This is a genomic window from Sphingobium sp. LB126, assembly GCF_002795205.1.
Lineage (GTDB): Bacteria > Pseudomonadota > Alphaproteobacteria > Sphingomonadales > Sphingomonadaceae > Sphingobium > Sphingobium chungbukense.
The window spans coordinates 2629498-2644249 of the sequence record NZ_NETV01000001.1; the positions used below are offsets into that span (position 1 = coordinate 2629498).

Here is a 14752-nt window from a genome sequence, read left to right on the forward strand (position 1 = left end):
GGTCAGGCGAGGCCCACTTCCTTGAGCGGCACCGCCGGATCGGCAAGCTGCGCCTGATCCAGCACCGCGCCGGAGATCACATGGGCGCGGCCCTGCACATAATCCTTGACCGCATTGACGCAGTCGAGCGCGATCAGCTTGCCGCCCTTCATGTACAGGACGGAAAAGCTGCGGGTCGCCGGATCGCCGCGCAATATGGTCTGGTCGTGGCCGGTCGACAGGCCCACGGTCTGGAGCTTGAGGTCGTATTGGTTCGACCAGAACCACGGCACCGCATGATAGGGTTCTTCCTTGCCCATGATGTGGGCCACGGCCGTCTTCGCCTGGTCATTGGCGTTTTGCACGGATTCCAGCCGGATCTGCGCGCCGCGGGCGAAGCTGTTGGCATGCGCCGCGCAATCGCCCACCGCATAGATGTCGGGCAGGCTGGTGCGGCAATATTCGTCCACGTCGACGCCATTGCCGCCCACCGCACCCGCCGCGATCAGCGGGCCGGTTTCGGGAATGATGCCGATGCCGACGATCACCATGTCGGTTGCGATCCGCTCGCCATCCTGCATCAGCACGGCGGTCGCCTTCCCGTCGGAGACTTCGATACAGTCCATCCGCGCGCCGGTGCGCAGGTCGACGCCATGGGCGCGATGTTCCGCCTCGTAGAAGCGCGACAGTTCCTCGCCCGCCACGCGCGCCAGCACGCGATCGAGCGCTTCGAGCAGCACGACCTTCTTGCCGAACTTCGACAGGACGGCAGCAGCCTCCAGCCCGATATAACCGCCGCCGATGACGGTCACATGATTGATCTGGTCGATCTTCGCCATCATCGCGTCGACATCGTCGCGGCGGCGGACGGCATGGACGTTGGGCGCGTCGGCGCCGTTGCAGGTCAGCATTCGCGGGGAGCCGCCGGTCGCCCAGATCAGCTTGCCATAGCCGATTTCCCCGTCGCCCGTTTCCTTGCCGCCCACGGTCACGAACTTGCCCACCGGATCGACGGACTTCACCCGATGGCCCAGCAGCATGTCGATCTTGCGCTCTTCCCAGAAGCTGGCCGGGCGGATCAGGATGCGGTCGAAGCTCTTGTCGCCCGCGAAATATTCCTTGGACAGCGGCGGACGCTCATAGGGCGGATCCTTCTCGTCGCCAACCATCGCGATCGAGCCTTCGAAGCCGAGTTGGCGCAGCGAAATGCCCGCCTGTGCCCCGGCATGTCCCGCACCCACGATCAGAACGTCATAGTAGCTCATCGACGCGCTATCCCCTCATTTTCCCATTGCCGCGTGCTTGGCGCGCTTTCGCGGGACTGGCAAGCCTATTGTCGTTCGACATCGCCATTATCGGGTCGGCGGCCGGCCGTTCCCGGCCGCCTTGCACCTATTGGATCGCGGCACCTATTGGATCGCGCCACCGATCATGCGGGCGAGACGCGCGGAAAAGGCGCGCGGATCAGCCGGAAGCTCACCATCCGCGATCCGGGCCTCATCCAGCAACAGGCGCGCGGCATCCTCGCGCAGGCTGCTATCCTGCGGCAATGTCCCGAGCCGGATGATCAGTTCATGGCGCGGATTGATCTCCAGCACCGGCTTGGCCGCATTGTCGAGCCGGCCCGCGCCCGCCAGCAGTTTTTCGAGCTGGCGATCCATCGCATTGTCCGGCGCGACCAGGCAGACGGCGCTTTCCGTCAGCCGTTCCGATGCGCGGACGTCGGAGACCTCCTCGCCCAGCACATCCTTGACATAGGCGATGAAGCCGTCGACCTCCGCCGATGCCTGTGTGGCGGGCGCTTCGCCGTCGGCCAGCGGGATCAGGCTGAGGTCGGCCAGGCCTTGCGTCACCGATTTGAACGGCTTGCCCTGATAGTCGACGCCTGCCGTGACCCAGAAGCTGTCGACCTGATCGGTGAGCAGCAGCACCTCGATCCCGCGGGCGCGGAAGCCCTCCAACTGGGGCGAGGAGGAAAGGCGGTCGAGATCCGTCCCGGTGGCGTAGTAGATCGCCGTCTGATTGTCCTTGATCGCTTCCACATAGTCCTTGAGCGAGCGCCAATCCTCCCCACCCGCGGTGGTCTTGAAGCGCGCAAGGCCGAGCAGCGTTTCCCGCCGGGCGAAGTCCTCGTACAGCCCTTCCTTCAGCACCGCGCCGAAATCGTCCCAGAATTTGCGATAGGCCTCGCTATCCTTCTCGGCCAGCTTGTCCAGTTCGGAAAGGATGCGGTTGGCCACACCCTTCTGGATGGCGGAAAGGACCGGGCTTTCCTGGATCATCTCGCGAGAGACGTTGAGCGGCAGGTCGTTGCTGTCGACCAGCCCGCGCACGAAGCGCAGGTAGCGCGGCAATATCTGTGCCTCGTCGGTGATGAAGACGCGGCGGACATAGAGCTTCATGCGGCCGGCACGATCCGGATCGAACAGGTCGAACGGACGCGTGGAGGGCAGGAAGGCGAGCACCGAATATTCGTGCAGCCCCTCCGCACGGTAATGAAGCGTCAGCGCAGGTTCGTCGAACTGACCGGCGGCGCTGCGGTAGAAGTCGGTATATTCCTCCGCCGTGATGTCCGACTTCGGCCGGGTCCAGAGCGCTGCGCCGTCCGCTATCTGCTTTTCCTCCGCATCCGGCTTTTCCTTGAGGAAGATGGGGACGGGGACATGGCCCGATTGCGCGGTGATGATGCGTTGGGTGGTGAATTGTTCGGTGTAGCTTTTCGCGTCATCCTTCAGGTGGAGGATGATGCGGGTGCCGCGCGCGGGTCCCTCGGCCGGGTCGACAAGCTGGATGGTGTAGCTGCCCAGGCCCTCCGATGCCCAGTGGGCGGCGGTATCGGCCCCGGCACGGCGGGAAAAGACGTCTACCTTGTCCGCGACCATGAAGGCGGAATAGAATCCGACGCCGAACTGGCCGATGAGTTGCGCGCCTTCTCCTTCCCTGTTTCCCTCCTTGGCAGCCGTGACGCGTTCCATGAAGGCCCGCGTGCCCGATCGTGCGATGGTGCCCAGCGCTTCGGCCAGTTCGACCTCGCTCATGCCGATGCCATTATCTTCCACGATGAGCTGGCGTGCGTCGGGATCGAGCGTGACGGTGATGCGCGGCTGTCCGTCATCCCCGGCGAGCGCCGGATCGCTGAGCAGTTCATAGCGCAGCTTTTCGCAGGCGTCGGCCGCATTGGAGATCAGCTCGCGCAGGAAGACGTCCTTGTCCGAATAGACTGAGTGCACCATCATGTGCAGCAGCCTGGCGACGTCGGCCTCGAAGGAACGGGTTTCGGGTGCGGTGCCGGTAGAGGTAGTCATGGCAGTATAGAAGGCTCTCCCTGGTGAATCCGGACCGTCAGATGGCGGGGACAGAGCCGTCTTTCAAGCCTTGCATGGCCTGAAAATCAAATGCCCATGCAGGCGACTGAGGGCGCTTTTCGGCACCCTCAGTCGCTGGGGCTTACATCTTGTAGGACAGGCGCAGATATCCGAACTGTCCCGGTATATCATAGGTGGTGGGATCGAAATTGGCGCTGTCGCACGTGAAGCAGGCCGGCGGATCCTTGTCGAAGAGATTGTTGACGCCAAGCGTCAGCCGCGCCCGGTGATCCATCCAGCTTGGCGAGAAATAAAGCTGGATGTCGCCATAGAAGGTGCTGCCCATGCTGTGCACGCCGTCCCGTTCATCGACCTTGCTGATATAACGCCCGGTGAAGGAGGCGCCATAGCTGTCGGTCGACCAGTCGAGCGTCGCGTTCAGCTTGAAACGGGGATAGGCCTGATCCGTGCTGCCGCGTTCCGTGCCGGCGAATTTCTGCGGCGGGGCATTGAGGTCCGACGGCGGCAGGACGTCATATTTGATCAGATAGGCGGCATTGACGGTCAATCCGATCGTCCCGTCGGAAATGGCAGGCGAACGATAGATGAAGGAGCCGTCCAGCCCGTCCGTGCGGATCGCGTTCAGGTTGAGCAGCCGCCCGCTGATGCCCGCGACATTGCCGTTGGCGGTGCGGGTGATCGCGGCGCAGCTCACCGGATCGGCGTCGAAGGCGCAGCGGCGCAGCGTCAGCGACGCGGGAACCGAGTCGATCGCATTCTTCAGCCGGATGTTGTAATAGTTGATTTCCAGGCTGAGCGTGCTGGCAAAGCCGCTGTTCCGCGCCCAGGCCGGGCTGTAGACGCCGCCCGCCGTCCAGGTCTTCGCCGTTTCCGGCTTCAGAGCGGTCGACCCTTGCGAGAAGACGCCCAACTGCCCACCTGTCGGTTCGGCATAGCTGCCGCTTGCAGGTACGCCATTGGCGATGCAGTTGGCGCGGACGGTGGCGTTGGTCGTGAAGGAGCCGCCCGGTGCGCTGGTGCACGGATCGTCGATGGTGGCGTCGGTCCGCGACAGACCCGCATAAAGCTCGCCGATGCTCGGTGCGCGCAAGCTCTCCGCATAGCCGCCGCGCAGCAGCAGGTCGCGCGTCGGTTTCCACAGGCCGGAGACAGTCATCGTCGTATTGCTGCCGAAGCTGGAATAGTTGGAATGACGTACAGCGCCATTCAGGTCCAGTTTCTGGAAGAAGGGCGTGTCGGCCAGGATCGGTATCCGGATTTCGCCATAGACTTCATCGACGTTGAAACCGCCCCGCGCCGGGCTGGTCGGTACGTCCGCACCCAATCCCGCGACGATGATCGGATCGGGACTATAGGATGCCTTCTGGTCGCGATGTTCATAGCCGATGGCGACACCGACGGGGCCTGCCGGAAGATTGAACAATTCGCCCGACAGGTTTGCCGTGAAGTCCCAAAGTCGCTGTTCGCTCTTGTCCTTCTCGTCGAAGGTCACATAGTCCAGCATCGCTTGGGTGATCGACCCGGCCCCACCGAAGATATTGAAGGGCACGCAGGGGCCGGTGCAATTCCCCACCGGACCCAGCGCCTGAGCCAGCCTGGCGGCGTTGAGATTGCCGGTGAAGACCTGGTGCGCGTCGTTGATGCCGTAGACGCCGTTGACGTCCCAATACCATTTATGATCCCCGACGTCGAACGAACCGTCCAGCGTCGCCGCCATGGTCAGCGTGTCGACATCCTGGCTGAAGGTGCGCTGGCCGCCTTCCACGAAGCGCCGCCGAATGGTGGAATAATTGGCGCCTACCCCGTTGACGCCCGGCGTCAGTGTCACGCCGAAGGGATTATAAGGGTTGGTGACGTCGACCGAAATGGTGTCGAGCAGATTGCCGTTGCCCGCATCCGGTCCGATGAACAGCGGCAGGAATGCCGCCTGGGTCGTCGAATTGCGATGTTGATAGACGAAGCGCGTGCGCAGGTTGACGCTGTCGTTCAATTCTCCCTTGAAATTGACGAAGGCGCCATAGCGTTCGGACGGCGTCAGAAGATAATTATAGGGCGCGAAATTGAACGAGTCCGTGCTGCTGCTATAGTTGCGATAGTCTGCCAGCGTGGGATTGCGACCGATGACTGGCGCGCTCAGCGTCAGGCTTTGTCCCAGAACATCGTACCGGCCGTTGGGCGTGGCGCTGGAGCAGCCGCCCGCGGCGCAACTCGTGGCACCCGGCGTCGGCCATTGCGAGATGGAGCGGTCAGCGGTGCTGACGCCGCTCTGCTTCACATAGTTTGCGCCGAAGACCAGCGAGGTACGGTCAGTCTGTATGCCGTAGCTGGCATTGATGTCCCAGGTGTCGCCGTCACCCTGACGGTAGGTTCCGAATTGTGCGGAGAAGTCCAGCCCCTTTTGCGACTGTTTGGTGATGATGTTGACGACGCCGGCAATGGCATCGGTACCATAAAGCGGCGATGCGCCGGACTGGAGTACTTCTACCCGTTCGATCATGTTGGCGGGAATGGTGTTGAGGTCTACCGAAGCGGGAATGCCACCGGCGGCAGAACCGTTTACATAACGCATGCCGTCAACCAGGATCAGCGTGCGCTTAGCACCCAGATAACGCAGATCGACTTCCGCCGAGCCGGAGCTGACGCCGGTGCCGTCGGGCGGGCCGCCGATATTGCCGGCATTATTGACCTTGGTGTTCAACCCGCCGGCGGCGCTGGGAATACGCTGGAGAACGTCTGCGACAGAGGACAGGCCCGTCCGTCCGATCGCTTCCTGATCGACGGTCACGACCGGCTTGTCTTGATTCAGCGGGTTCTGACGGATGCGGGAACCCGTAACGATGATGGAAACGCCCTCGTCTTCCTGAGGAGCTGTCTGGGCCAGAACCGGTGTCGCCCCGATCAGGACCGACATGACGACGCCATATTTCAGACTATTCTTTTTGCGCATGATGACTCCCCACAAAATAGACTTGCGGAGTGTTGTCCGTCTACATCACCCTGGCAATCATACTTGTGTTATCTTGCACCAATGTAGAAGCTTTTTTTCGATAATGTTGCTAATCAGCAACAAAATTGTGCGCGGTAAATAAGGTTGATGCAGCTTTGGGGTGGATTTCAAAAATCCAGGGGTCGACAATTTTTCCGGAAGCGACCGGCGAACCCGACGATGCCAGTAACGATGATCTTCATGGACATGCAACGGCAGGCAAGGCCGAGAAGCGCGCATCCGCGCGCCGCCGCCGATATGTGATGCGGGCATGCGGGCGGCGCGGTACCGATCCGTTCTCCCGCCCGTGGCTCAGCTTGTGCGGCCTAGCGTTTCCAGGGCGTTTTTCTTCTCTATCTCATATTTCAGCCGCTCGACCTCGTCCTTGAGTTGCTGGAGGGCGGCGGCGGCAGCCGCGTTGGTCGGGTCCTGCTTCGTCTGGATGGCCGTGATCTGTTGCTGGGTTTGCAAGGCTTCCAGATCGCGCTTCAAAGCTGCATTGGGTTCATCAAGGGCTGCCTTGGCCTTGGTCGCGGCAGCCTCCGTCTCGGCCTTTTTCTGGGCGCGGCGATCGTTTGCGAAGCCGATCCCTTGCTCGATGCCGCTATTCACGGTCTTCGCGACTTCCAGCGCCACCGCGCGCTTGCTGTCGAAAGTCACTTTGGTCGGCGATCCCATCAGGTCGAATTCGGCCTTCAGAATATTATTCTCGCCAAGGCCATTATGGAAACGCAGCACCACATAGGGCGCCAGCTGCGGCACGCTCACGACGCTCTCGGCCAGGACAGGGGCGGCGCCGTGTCCGCAGCCGGGTTCCGTGCCTGCGCAGAAGCGGGCATTGGCCTTCATCGGAAGGCGGGCGACGACGCCCGCGATCGCCTTGGCGCTTTTCGGGGTGGGCGCGCCCGTGGTGATGCCAAGCCGTTTGCGCGTGTTCGCCGGATCGACCGTGCCGCCGTCGATCTGAAGATGGGCGGTCAGCGCCAGCGCCTTTTCAAGATCGGCTTTGAAGCCAAGGTCGCTTGCAATGTCGCTGGCCGGGACGCCGAACAATCCCTCCAGCCAAGCGCTGCGCGCTGCGCCGAGCGCGCCTGAGCCTGCCGGCGGCACGACCGCGAATGACTGTGTCCATAATATCTCGCCATTGATCACCGTTGCGGGATCGGGGCGCCAAGTCGTCGTTTCGGCCAGAGCCAGGATCTTGTCCGTCTCGGCAAGGTTCTTGTCCTGTGCTTCCATGTCTTTGACAAGCTTGTCGGCGGCTTCGATAAGGTCCTGGAGGTCCTTCTTGTCCTTCTTGCCAAGAGGACCCGCAGCACCGCGAAGATTGAGGACTGCTATCCGCGCGCGCATCTTCTCCAGATTTCCCGAATCCGTTTTCTTCTGCTTCAATGCCGCATTGCGTTGATCGATGAGGGACGTGGGGCAGGTCGCGACCCGGCCGAATGCGGCGCCGGCGAGATCGAGTCCGGTCGCCAGCCGTGCTATGCCAAATCCCGCCTTGACGACCTGGCCGGCGATTTCGACCGATTTGTCATCGACCTCCACATTGACCGACTTGATGACCTTGCTGTCGTAGAGTTCGTAGGAAAAGCTGCTCGTCCGGGTCGGTCCGGCAAGGCTGCTATAGTCCATCGTGAACCATTCGGCGGCCGGATAATCATCCTTGATCTTGAGTTCGAACGCGAATTTGGGATTGAGGGTCGTGACGCCGCCTTGCGAGACGGATTTGCAGTCGATGAGCCTGCGCGTCGTCGTGAGCGTCATTTCGAGGCGCGGCAGGGCATAAGGTGCGCCGTCGATCCGGTCGACGGCGGTCGATACGGGAACGGTGTGGAGCGTAGTGGAGCAACCCGTCACGGCAACGCCAGCGACAATGATCGCGATCTTCTTCATGTCGTCCACCCCCATTATGATTTGATCCGCATAACTTCATTTTCTTGACAATACTATTGGGAAAAGTGAACCATGCTTCATGATCAGGATCGATATATTCATTTTGGTTCTATTTGGTGTGGTGATGGTCACGCCTTCATCACTTGCAGCGCAAGCTACACCGGGTGATGATGATTTCGCATTCATCGAAATACCGCTCAAGTCGACCGAAATCGAAAGTCTGGAAATCGCCTTGGCGCAAGACCTTGGCACGATCGAGCAAAGCAACGGTCCAGCGTCCGCCGACAAGATGCGGGCATCCCTCTACGGTCTGTTCTCCAGGCCTTATGTCTGGACGAAAAATACCATTTCGGTGTGTTTCGATTCGGTCGACACGGCGATGATGGGCAGGGTCGCCGGAATTGCCTCCGAATGGAATGATGCCGGCGCGCCGGTCACGCTCGATTTCGGTGACAAGGCGAGTCCCCGTCGCTGCGGGGCCCCCGGCGTGCCAGGCGATATCAGTGTGGCCTTTTCCCTTCCCGGCATGCCGGCAAAGGGCGGGACCTCCCGGATCGGTCGGGGAAGCAGCCGGGCCTATCCCAGCATGGTGCTTTCAGGCCTTGCCGCGGCGAAGGATGATCCGGCGAAATTCCGTTTCCTCGTCCTCCACGAGTTCGGCCATGCGCTTGGGCTGCTTCATGAACTCAAAAATGCGGACGGCAAATGCTGGGACGAGATCAAGGAACCGACCCTTGTGCAATATTACACCGACGAGTTCGGCATCAGCGATTTGGATGCGATCCGCGAGCAGATCCGCACCTTCGATGCGCGGGACATGCAGGGGATCGGTTCGACCGGCTTCGACCGCACCTCCATCATGATGTATGCGCTACCCGCCCGCGTCTTCAAGGCCGGCACGAACTCCCCCTGTTTCGCGCCGCTCGCGTCCGACATTTCACCGCGCGACAAGCAGACGCTGCGCGCCGCTTACAGTTCCTCGTTGATCCCGATATCGGAACTGTCGCGCTTGTCGAGCGGGCTGTCGCCGGAACGGCGCAAGATCTATGACGCCTATATCGTCTATGTGACTTCCGATGGCACGGCGCAGGCGAAAATCCGGTCGGCCCTGAAAGACCGGCCGGCGCTCGCGGCCCCGGCGATGGCCGATCGGATATTGTCCACCGCGCAGGCGATCTCGATCGAACGTTATGGCCGGAAATAAGCGGGATGCCCGGTGGCTTGCCGATCACAAAATGGCGATCAGCAATGCGACGAGGAGCGCGCCCAACAACGCCAACTTGAGTGCCGTGAAGCCCATGGCGCATGATATTTGCGGGCCGGAGGCATGGCCATATACCTCAAGGCATATGCCTTGGCATTGGCAAGCCCTTGCAAAGCCAACCCTTGCGAGAATGCTCATTCAGCGCCGGACAATGATAAGCGGTGGTTGATCTCGATCAGCAAGATTTCGTGGAACGTTTGGAGCCCTCCGCCGCTTCATCCTCTGTGCCGATCGGCACGATATAAGAGGATGTGAAAATGGCAGAGCAGAATCAAGGCAACCAGATGGGTGGCCAGCAAGGCGGTCAGCAGAATCAGAACCCGGGTCAGCAGAACCAGCAGGATAACGACCGTTCCCAGCAGGGCGGCCGGAGCGATTATGATAGGGATGAACGCAATCCCGGTCAGCAGAACCAGCAGGACGATCAGAATCGCCAGCAGGGCGGTGGCCAGCAGGAACGGCGTGAAGATCAGGGTCAGCAGCAGCGTTAAACCAGACGCCGAATGTCACGGAGGAAGGGTCGCCATCGTTATGGCGACCCTTTTTTGGCGCGGTCGTCGCCATGCATTTTTTTCGAAGTTTTGCGTGCGGCGGATATTGTTCCATATTTGGGATAGTGATTTGCGAAAATGGCTTATTAACATCCGATATTGTGGCCTTTAAACGCTGCTCCATAAGAATTGATGGAGCATCGCATGAAGACCCGCGCCGCTGTTGCCTTTGAAGCGAAGAAACCGCTGGAGATCGTCGAACTGGACCTGGAAGGTCCCAAGGCGGGCGAAGTGCTGGTGGAGATCATGGCGACGGGCATCTGCCATACCGACGCCTACACGCTCGACGGGCTGGACAGCGAGGGTATCTTTCCCTCCATCCTCGGCCATGAGGGCGCGGGCATCGTGCGGGAAATCGGCGCAGGCGTCACCAGCGTGAAGCCGGGCGACCATGTCATACCGCTCTACACGCCGGAATGCCGTCAATGTAAGTCATGCCTGAGCGGCAAGACCAACTTGTGCACCGCCATCCGCGCGACCCAAGGCAAGGGCGTGATGCCCGACGGCACGAGCCGCTTCAGCTACAAGGGGCAGAGCATCTATCACTATATGGGATGCTCGACCTTTTCCAACTTCACCGTGTTGCCCGAAATCGCCGTCGCCAAGATCCGCGAGGATGCGCCGTTCCAGACCAGTTGCTATGTGGGCTGTGGTGTGACCACCGGAGTCGGCGCGGTGGTCAACACCGCCAAGGTGGCCCCTGGCGACAATGTGATCATCTTCGGCCTAGGCGGCATCGGTCTGAACGTGCTCCAGGGCGCGAAGATGGCTGGCGCGAACATGATCGTCGGCGTCGACATCAATCCCGACCGGGAGGAATGGGGCCGCAAGTTCGGTATGACCCATTTCGTCAACCCGAAGGATGTCGACGGCGACATCGTCGCTTATCTGGTGGCGTTGACCGACGGGGGCGCCGACTACACGTTCGACTGCACCGGCAATACGACCGTGATGCGCCAGGCGCTGGAAGCCTGTCACCGCGGTTGGGGCACGAGCATCATCATCGGCGTCGCGGAGGCGGGCAAGGAAATTTCCACCCGCCCGTTCCAGCTCGTCACCGGCCGCAACTGGCGGGGCACCGCCTTTGGCGGCGCGAAAGGCCGGACCGATGTGCCCAAGATCGTCGACTGGTACATGAGCGGCAAGATTCAGATCGACCCGATGATCACGCATGTCCTGACGCTGGAAGAGATCAACAAGGGGTTCGACCTGATGCATGCCGGCGAGAGCATCCGTTCCGTCGTCGTCTACTGATCCGTTTCGGGACCCGTTCTACTGCGATTTCCTTTCTCCGGGCGACCGCGCCTGGCCGGAAATCCCTCCGATACACAAGAAGGAGTAATCTCATGGCCGTAATTTCCGGTGATGGCGTGTTTTCCCACATGATGATCGGCGCCAGCGACATACCTACATCGGTCGCCTTCTACGATGCGGCTCTGGGCACCCTGGGCGTCAAGAATCTCGGGCCGTTTGGCGACTGGATTCTCTACGGCGAGGACAAGCCGGCGTTCATCGTCGCGCGTCCCGGCAATGGCGAGGCGCCGTCGAGCAATGGCGTGACGATCGGCTTTGCCGCCGCAACCACGGCCGAAGTCGACGCCTTCCACGCGGCGGGCGTGGCGGCGGGCGGGACCGATGAAGGTGCGGCGGGTCCGCGCGGCCATCTGCCGGGAGCCTATGCGGCCTATCTGCGCGATCCTGCCGGCAACAAGATCTGCGCTTACACTTTCATCGAGGCGTAAGGAACGTCATGGCTCTCGAAACCGTCTCGACGAGCCGCAGCTTCGGGGGCGTGCAGGGCGTGTATAGACACGCATCTGCTGCGACCGGCACGGACATGGTCTTCTCCGTCTATGTGCCGGAACATGCTGCGGGTGTGAAGCTGCCGGTGGTCTGGTATCTTTCGGGACTCACCTGCACGCATGCCAATGTGACCGAGAAAGGCGAGTTCCGTCGGTTGTGCGCGGAACTGGGGCTGATATTCGTCGCGCCCGACACGTCCCCGCGGGGCGAGGGCGTCGCGGACGACCCGGAAGGCGCCTATGATTTCGGCCTGGGCGCCGGCTTCTACGTCGATGCGACACAGGAGCCTTTTGCGGCCCATTATCGCATGTGGACCTATATCACGCAGGAATTGCCGGCAATCGTTGCGGAGCAATTTCCGGCGGACATGGATCGTCAGTCGATCATGGGACACAGTATGGGCGGTCATGGCGCGCTGACCATCGGCCTGACCTTTCCCGATCGGTTCAAGGCGGTGTCCGCCTTCGCGCCGATCGTCGCGCCATCTCAGGTGCCGTGGGGACGGAAGGCGTTGCCCGCTTATCTCGGCAATGCCGAAAGCGCGTGGCGCAAGCATGATGCAGTCGCGCTGATCGAGGATGGTGCGCGGGTTTCCGATCTGCTCGTCGACCAGGGCAAGGACGATTCGTTTCTGGCCGAACAGTTGAAACCCCAACTGCTGGAGGAGGCATGCGCGGCGGCATCCATACCCCTGACGCTGCGTTTCCAGCCGGGTTATGATCACAGCTATTATTTCATCTCCACCTTCATGGCCGATCATCTGCGCTGGCATGCGGAACGGCTGGCGGGAAAATCCGATTGATGGTTCAGAAAAGCGTTACGGGTCGGGAAGGAACGGAACGATCCATAGAAGCGGAGTGGGGCGGGGGGCCTGCCGGACCTCGGTGAGGATGAAAAGGATCTGCTCGACAGCCGTGATCATCACAATGAACGATCGCGCTTGTCCTGCCAGATTGTCCTGACCGGCAAGCTCCATGGCCTGAGGGTCACGGTCGCACCCGAAGATTGAGGAATATCGATGAGCGTTGAATTGTTGGGTCTTTATTATGCGGCCTTCAACCGTGGCGACAGCGCCGGGATGCTTGACCTTCTGACCGACGATGTCGTCCATGAGCCCTCGCAGGGCGCCGTGCGCGAGGGGAAGGTGGCTTTTGCCCAGTTCCTCGATCACATGAATCACTGCTACAGCGAAGAGGTGATCGCGCCGGTATTCCTGACCTCGGCCGATGGTGCCCATGGCGCTGCGGAATTCATGCTGAATGGCACTTATTTGCGGCGCGATGGTGATCTACCGCCTGCGACGGGGCAAAAATACCGGCTGCGCGTCGGCGCCTTTTTCGCCTTCCGCGAAGGAAAGATCGCTCGCGTCAGCAATCATTATAATCTTGCCGACTGGTTGGCGCAGATCGGCTGATCCGGCTTTTTGCTTTTTGGCCGTCGGCCCTCGGTTCGGAGGCAGCGGATGGCCTGTGTGCCTTGGAAGCCCGCCAGAACCGATGTCGTCCGTCACGCGTGGCGGGGGCGGGGACTGACCTGTCCGGTAAGAGTGCATTTCGCCGCCAGGAGGCCGCTGTCGATCCGGCTCAGAATCGGCTGCCGCATGAAGAGCGCCGGTCATTTCATCGCTGCGATGCTTCCGTGAAGCATGTACGAACCATGCGTCAAATCAATGCCTTGCGAGGACAAAAGTTGAATTGCGAAATAGGGTTCCGTGAAATGAACCTGCATCGTCCCAGGCAAATAATTGTAAAATAGGCAATATCCACCAAATATTGGATTATGACGGCTATGGCTGATCTCTTGGTCCGGTACGATCAGCCTCAACTCATCGTAATATAAACTCCAATTATCCAGCCAACCATTGGGGTGATCCGGCCCGTTCATGTATCAGAAAGGTTGAGTTGAACAGCAGGACATTCATGGCGCCCGTTCGTGGCGTCATGGCGTGTGTTTCACGAGGGTAAATGGAGAGGGTTCTGACAGCTGAATACGCCGTCACGTGCAGCGGTCGGACGAGAAGCTGCGTTCTGCGGGCCCGACTGGCCGAATTTTGAAGGAGTAGCGTGATGAGTGTCATTTCCAGGGGTTCAAAATGCCTCTTGTTGCTTGCCCTGCTGTCCGGGGTGTCGTCGGGCAGCCTGGCCGCGCAAACGCAAGATCCGCCCGCGGCCGACGTTTCGGCCACGGCCTATTTGCCGCCGGCTGAAAAGACCGTCGGGCCGGAGATCAAGGGTATCATTTCCGCGCGCAGCGGCGACAAGATGCAGATCACGGCCGCCGACGGCACCAAATCCGTCGTCGTCATCAACGACGCCACCAAGATCAGCGCCAGCAAGGGCTTTTTAGGCCTTAACCGCAGCAAGCTCGCGGCGACGTCGCTGCTCAACGGCCTGCCGGTCACGGTCAAGACATTGCAAGCGGGGGATGGCCTGGTCGCGAGTCAGGTCAATCTGCAGAACAAGGATCTCAAGACCGCGTCCATGATCCACAACGGCACCGAGCAGGGATTTGCCGAGCAGACAGCGGCGACGGAAGCTCTACGTGGCCGCATGGGCGAGATCGACCAGTATAATGTCAAGAGCACGACCAACGTGAATTTCGATACGGGCAAGGCAGTGCTGTCCGCTCAGGCCAAAAACGACCTTTGCGCCGCGGCGACCACCGCTGAAGGAATGAGCAACGCGCTGCTTCTTGTCGTGGGCTACACCGATTCCACCGGAAATGAAGAGTTCAATCAGGAACTTAGCGAAAAGCGGGCCGGTCGCGTCGTCAATTACCTTCAGCAGGCTTGCGGCTGGAAACCCTATCGCATGCTTACCCCGACCGGAATGGCCGAAGCGGACCCTCTGGCAAGCAATGACACCGCCGAGGGCAAGGCGCAGAACCGCCGCGTCGCGGTGAATATTCTGGTCAGCAAAGGCCTTGACGGCCTGTGAGGCGCCTGGGG

11 protein-coding genes and 1 pseudogene are annotated in these 14752 nt (G+C 60.9%); 8 read left to right on the top strand and 4 right to left on the bottom strand.

Annotation, left to right across the window (positions count from 1 at the left end; all coding sequences use genetic code 11):
* Window positions 1-2: 2 nt before the first annotated feature.
* From CAF53_RS12890 to CAF53_RS12905, 4 genes are all read right to left on the bottom strand, one after another.
* Entirely contained in the window at window positions 3-1244 is a 1242-nt protein-coding gene (locus CAF53_RS12890) for an FAD-dependent oxidoreductase (protein ID WP_100238253.1), read from the bottom strand.
* A gap of 144 nt (window positions 1245-1388) precedes the next feature.
* Window positions 1389-3284 carry a molecular chaperone HtpG gene (htpG, locus tag CAF53_RS12895; RefSeq protein WP_100238254.1) on the bottom strand — a complete coding sequence of 632 codons (1896 nt, stop codon included), beginning with the start codon at window positions 3282-3284 and terminating at the stop codon, window positions 1389-1391.
* Window positions 3285-3426: 142 nt separating this feature from the next.
* Complete coding sequence (locus CAF53_RS12900) at window positions 3427-6252, bottom strand: TonB-dependent receptor (RefSeq protein ID WP_100238255.1); 2826 nt, start codon at window positions 6250-6252, stop codon at window positions 3427-3429.
* 351 nt (window positions 6253-6603) lie between these two features.
* A complete protein-coding gene (locus CAF53_RS12905; RefSeq protein WP_157801259.1) occupies window positions 6604-8187 on the bottom strand; it encodes a hypothetical protein in 1584 nt (527 codons plus the stop codon).
* Between the two features lie 103 nt (window positions 8188-8290).
* Here CAF53_RS12905 and CAF53_RS12910 point away from each other — a divergent pair, with 103 nt between their 5' ends.
* The 8 genes and pseudogenes from CAF53_RS12910 to CAF53_RS12945 all read left to right on the top strand — a co-directional run bounded on the left by CAF53_RS12910 (window position 8291) and on the right by CAF53_RS12945 (window position 14741).
* Window positions 8291-9391 carry a hypothetical protein gene (locus CAF53_RS12910; protein ID WP_157801260.1) on the top strand — a complete coding sequence of 367 codons (1101 nt, stop codon included), beginning with the start codon at window positions 8291-8293 and terminating at the stop codon, window positions 9389-9391.
* Between the two features lie 317 nt (window positions 9392-9708).
* On the top strand, window positions 9709-9942 hold the full coding sequence (locus CAF53_RS12915; RefSeq protein WP_157801261.1) for a hypothetical protein: 234 nt from the start codon (window positions 9709-9711) through the stop codon (window positions 9940-9942).
* Window positions 9943-10146: 204 nt separating this feature from the next.
* Complete coding sequence (locus tag CAF53_RS12920) at window positions 10147-11256, top strand: S-(hydroxymethyl)glutathione dehydrogenase/class III alcohol dehydrogenase (protein ID WP_100238807.1); 1110 nt, start codon at window positions 10147-10149, stop codon at window positions 11254-11256.
* 92 nt (window positions 11257-11348) lie between these two features.
* A complete protein-coding gene (locus CAF53_RS12925; RefSeq protein WP_100238259.1) occupies window positions 11349-11744 on the top strand; it encodes a VOC family protein in 396 nt (131 codons plus the stop codon).
* A gap of 8 nt (window positions 11745-11752) precedes the next feature.
* The gene (gene fghA / locus CAF53_RS12930) at window positions 11753-12607 is read left to right on the top strand and encodes an S-formylglutathione hydrolase (protein WP_100238260.1); all 855 of its coding nucleotides are present in this window, start codon (window positions 11753-11755) and stop codon (window positions 12605-12607) included.
* Between the two features lie 69 nt (window positions 12608-12676).
* A pseudogene (locus CAF53_RS29230) lies at window positions 12677-12814 on the top strand (ferredoxin); the annotation flags it as partial.
* A gap of 9 nt (window positions 12815-12823) precedes the next feature.
* The gene (locus CAF53_RS12940; RefSeq protein ID WP_100238261.1) at window positions 12824-13219 is read left to right on the top strand and encodes a ketosteroid isomerase-related protein; all 396 of its coding nucleotides are present in this window, start codon (window positions 12824-12826) and stop codon (window positions 13217-13219) included.
* A gap of 652 nt (window positions 13220-13871) precedes the next feature.
* A complete protein-coding gene (locus tag CAF53_RS12945) occupies window positions 13872-14741 on the top strand; it encodes an OmpA family protein (protein ID WP_046764571.1) in 870 nt (289 codons plus the stop codon).
* The last annotated feature ends 11 nt before the right edge of the window (window positions 14742-14752 follow it).

What these genes read in the sequence shown, in the direction of transcription:
- CAF53_RS12890 (WP_100238253.1), bottom strand. Translation starts at nt 1,244, where the DNA reads ATGAGCTACTATGACGTTCTGATCGTGGGTGCGGGACATGCCGGGGCA.
- htpG (WP_100238254.1), bottom strand. Translation starts at nt 3,284, where the DNA reads ATGACTACCTCTACCGGCACCGCACCCGAAACCCGTTCCTTCGAGGCC.
- CAF53_RS12900 (WP_100238255.1), bottom strand. Translation starts at nt 6,252, where the DNA reads ATGCGCAAAAAGAATAGTCTGAAATATGGCGTCGTCATGTCGGTCCTG.
- CAF53_RS12905 (WP_157801259.1), bottom strand. Translation starts at nt 8,187, where the DNA reads ATGAAGAAGATCGCGATCATTGTCGCTGGCGTTGCCGTGACGGGTTGC.
- CAF53_RS12915 (WP_157801261.1), top strand. Translation starts at nt 9,709, where the DNA reads ATGGCAGAGCAGAATCAAGGCAACCAGATGGGTGGCCAGCAAGGCGGT.
- CAF53_RS12920 (WP_100238807.1), top strand. Translation starts at nt 10,147, where the DNA reads ATGAAGACCCGCGCCGCTGTTGCCTTTGAAGCGAAGAAACCGCTGGAG.
- CAF53_RS12925 (WP_100238259.1), top strand. Translation starts at nt 11,349, where the DNA reads ATGGCCGTAATTTCCGGTGATGGCGTGTTTTCCCACATGATGATCGGC.
- fghA (WP_100238260.1), top strand. Translation starts at nt 11,753, where the DNA reads ATGGCTCTCGAAACCGTCTCGACGAGCCGCAGCTTCGGGGGCGTGCAG.
- CAF53_RS12940 (WP_100238261.1), top strand. Translation starts at nt 12,824, where the DNA reads ATGAGCGTTGAATTGTTGGGTCTTTATTATGCGGCCTTCAACCGTGGC.
- CAF53_RS12945 (WP_046764571.1), top strand. Translation starts at nt 13,872, where the DNA reads ATGAGTGTCATTTCCAGGGGTTCAAAATGCCTCTTGTTGCTTGCCCTG.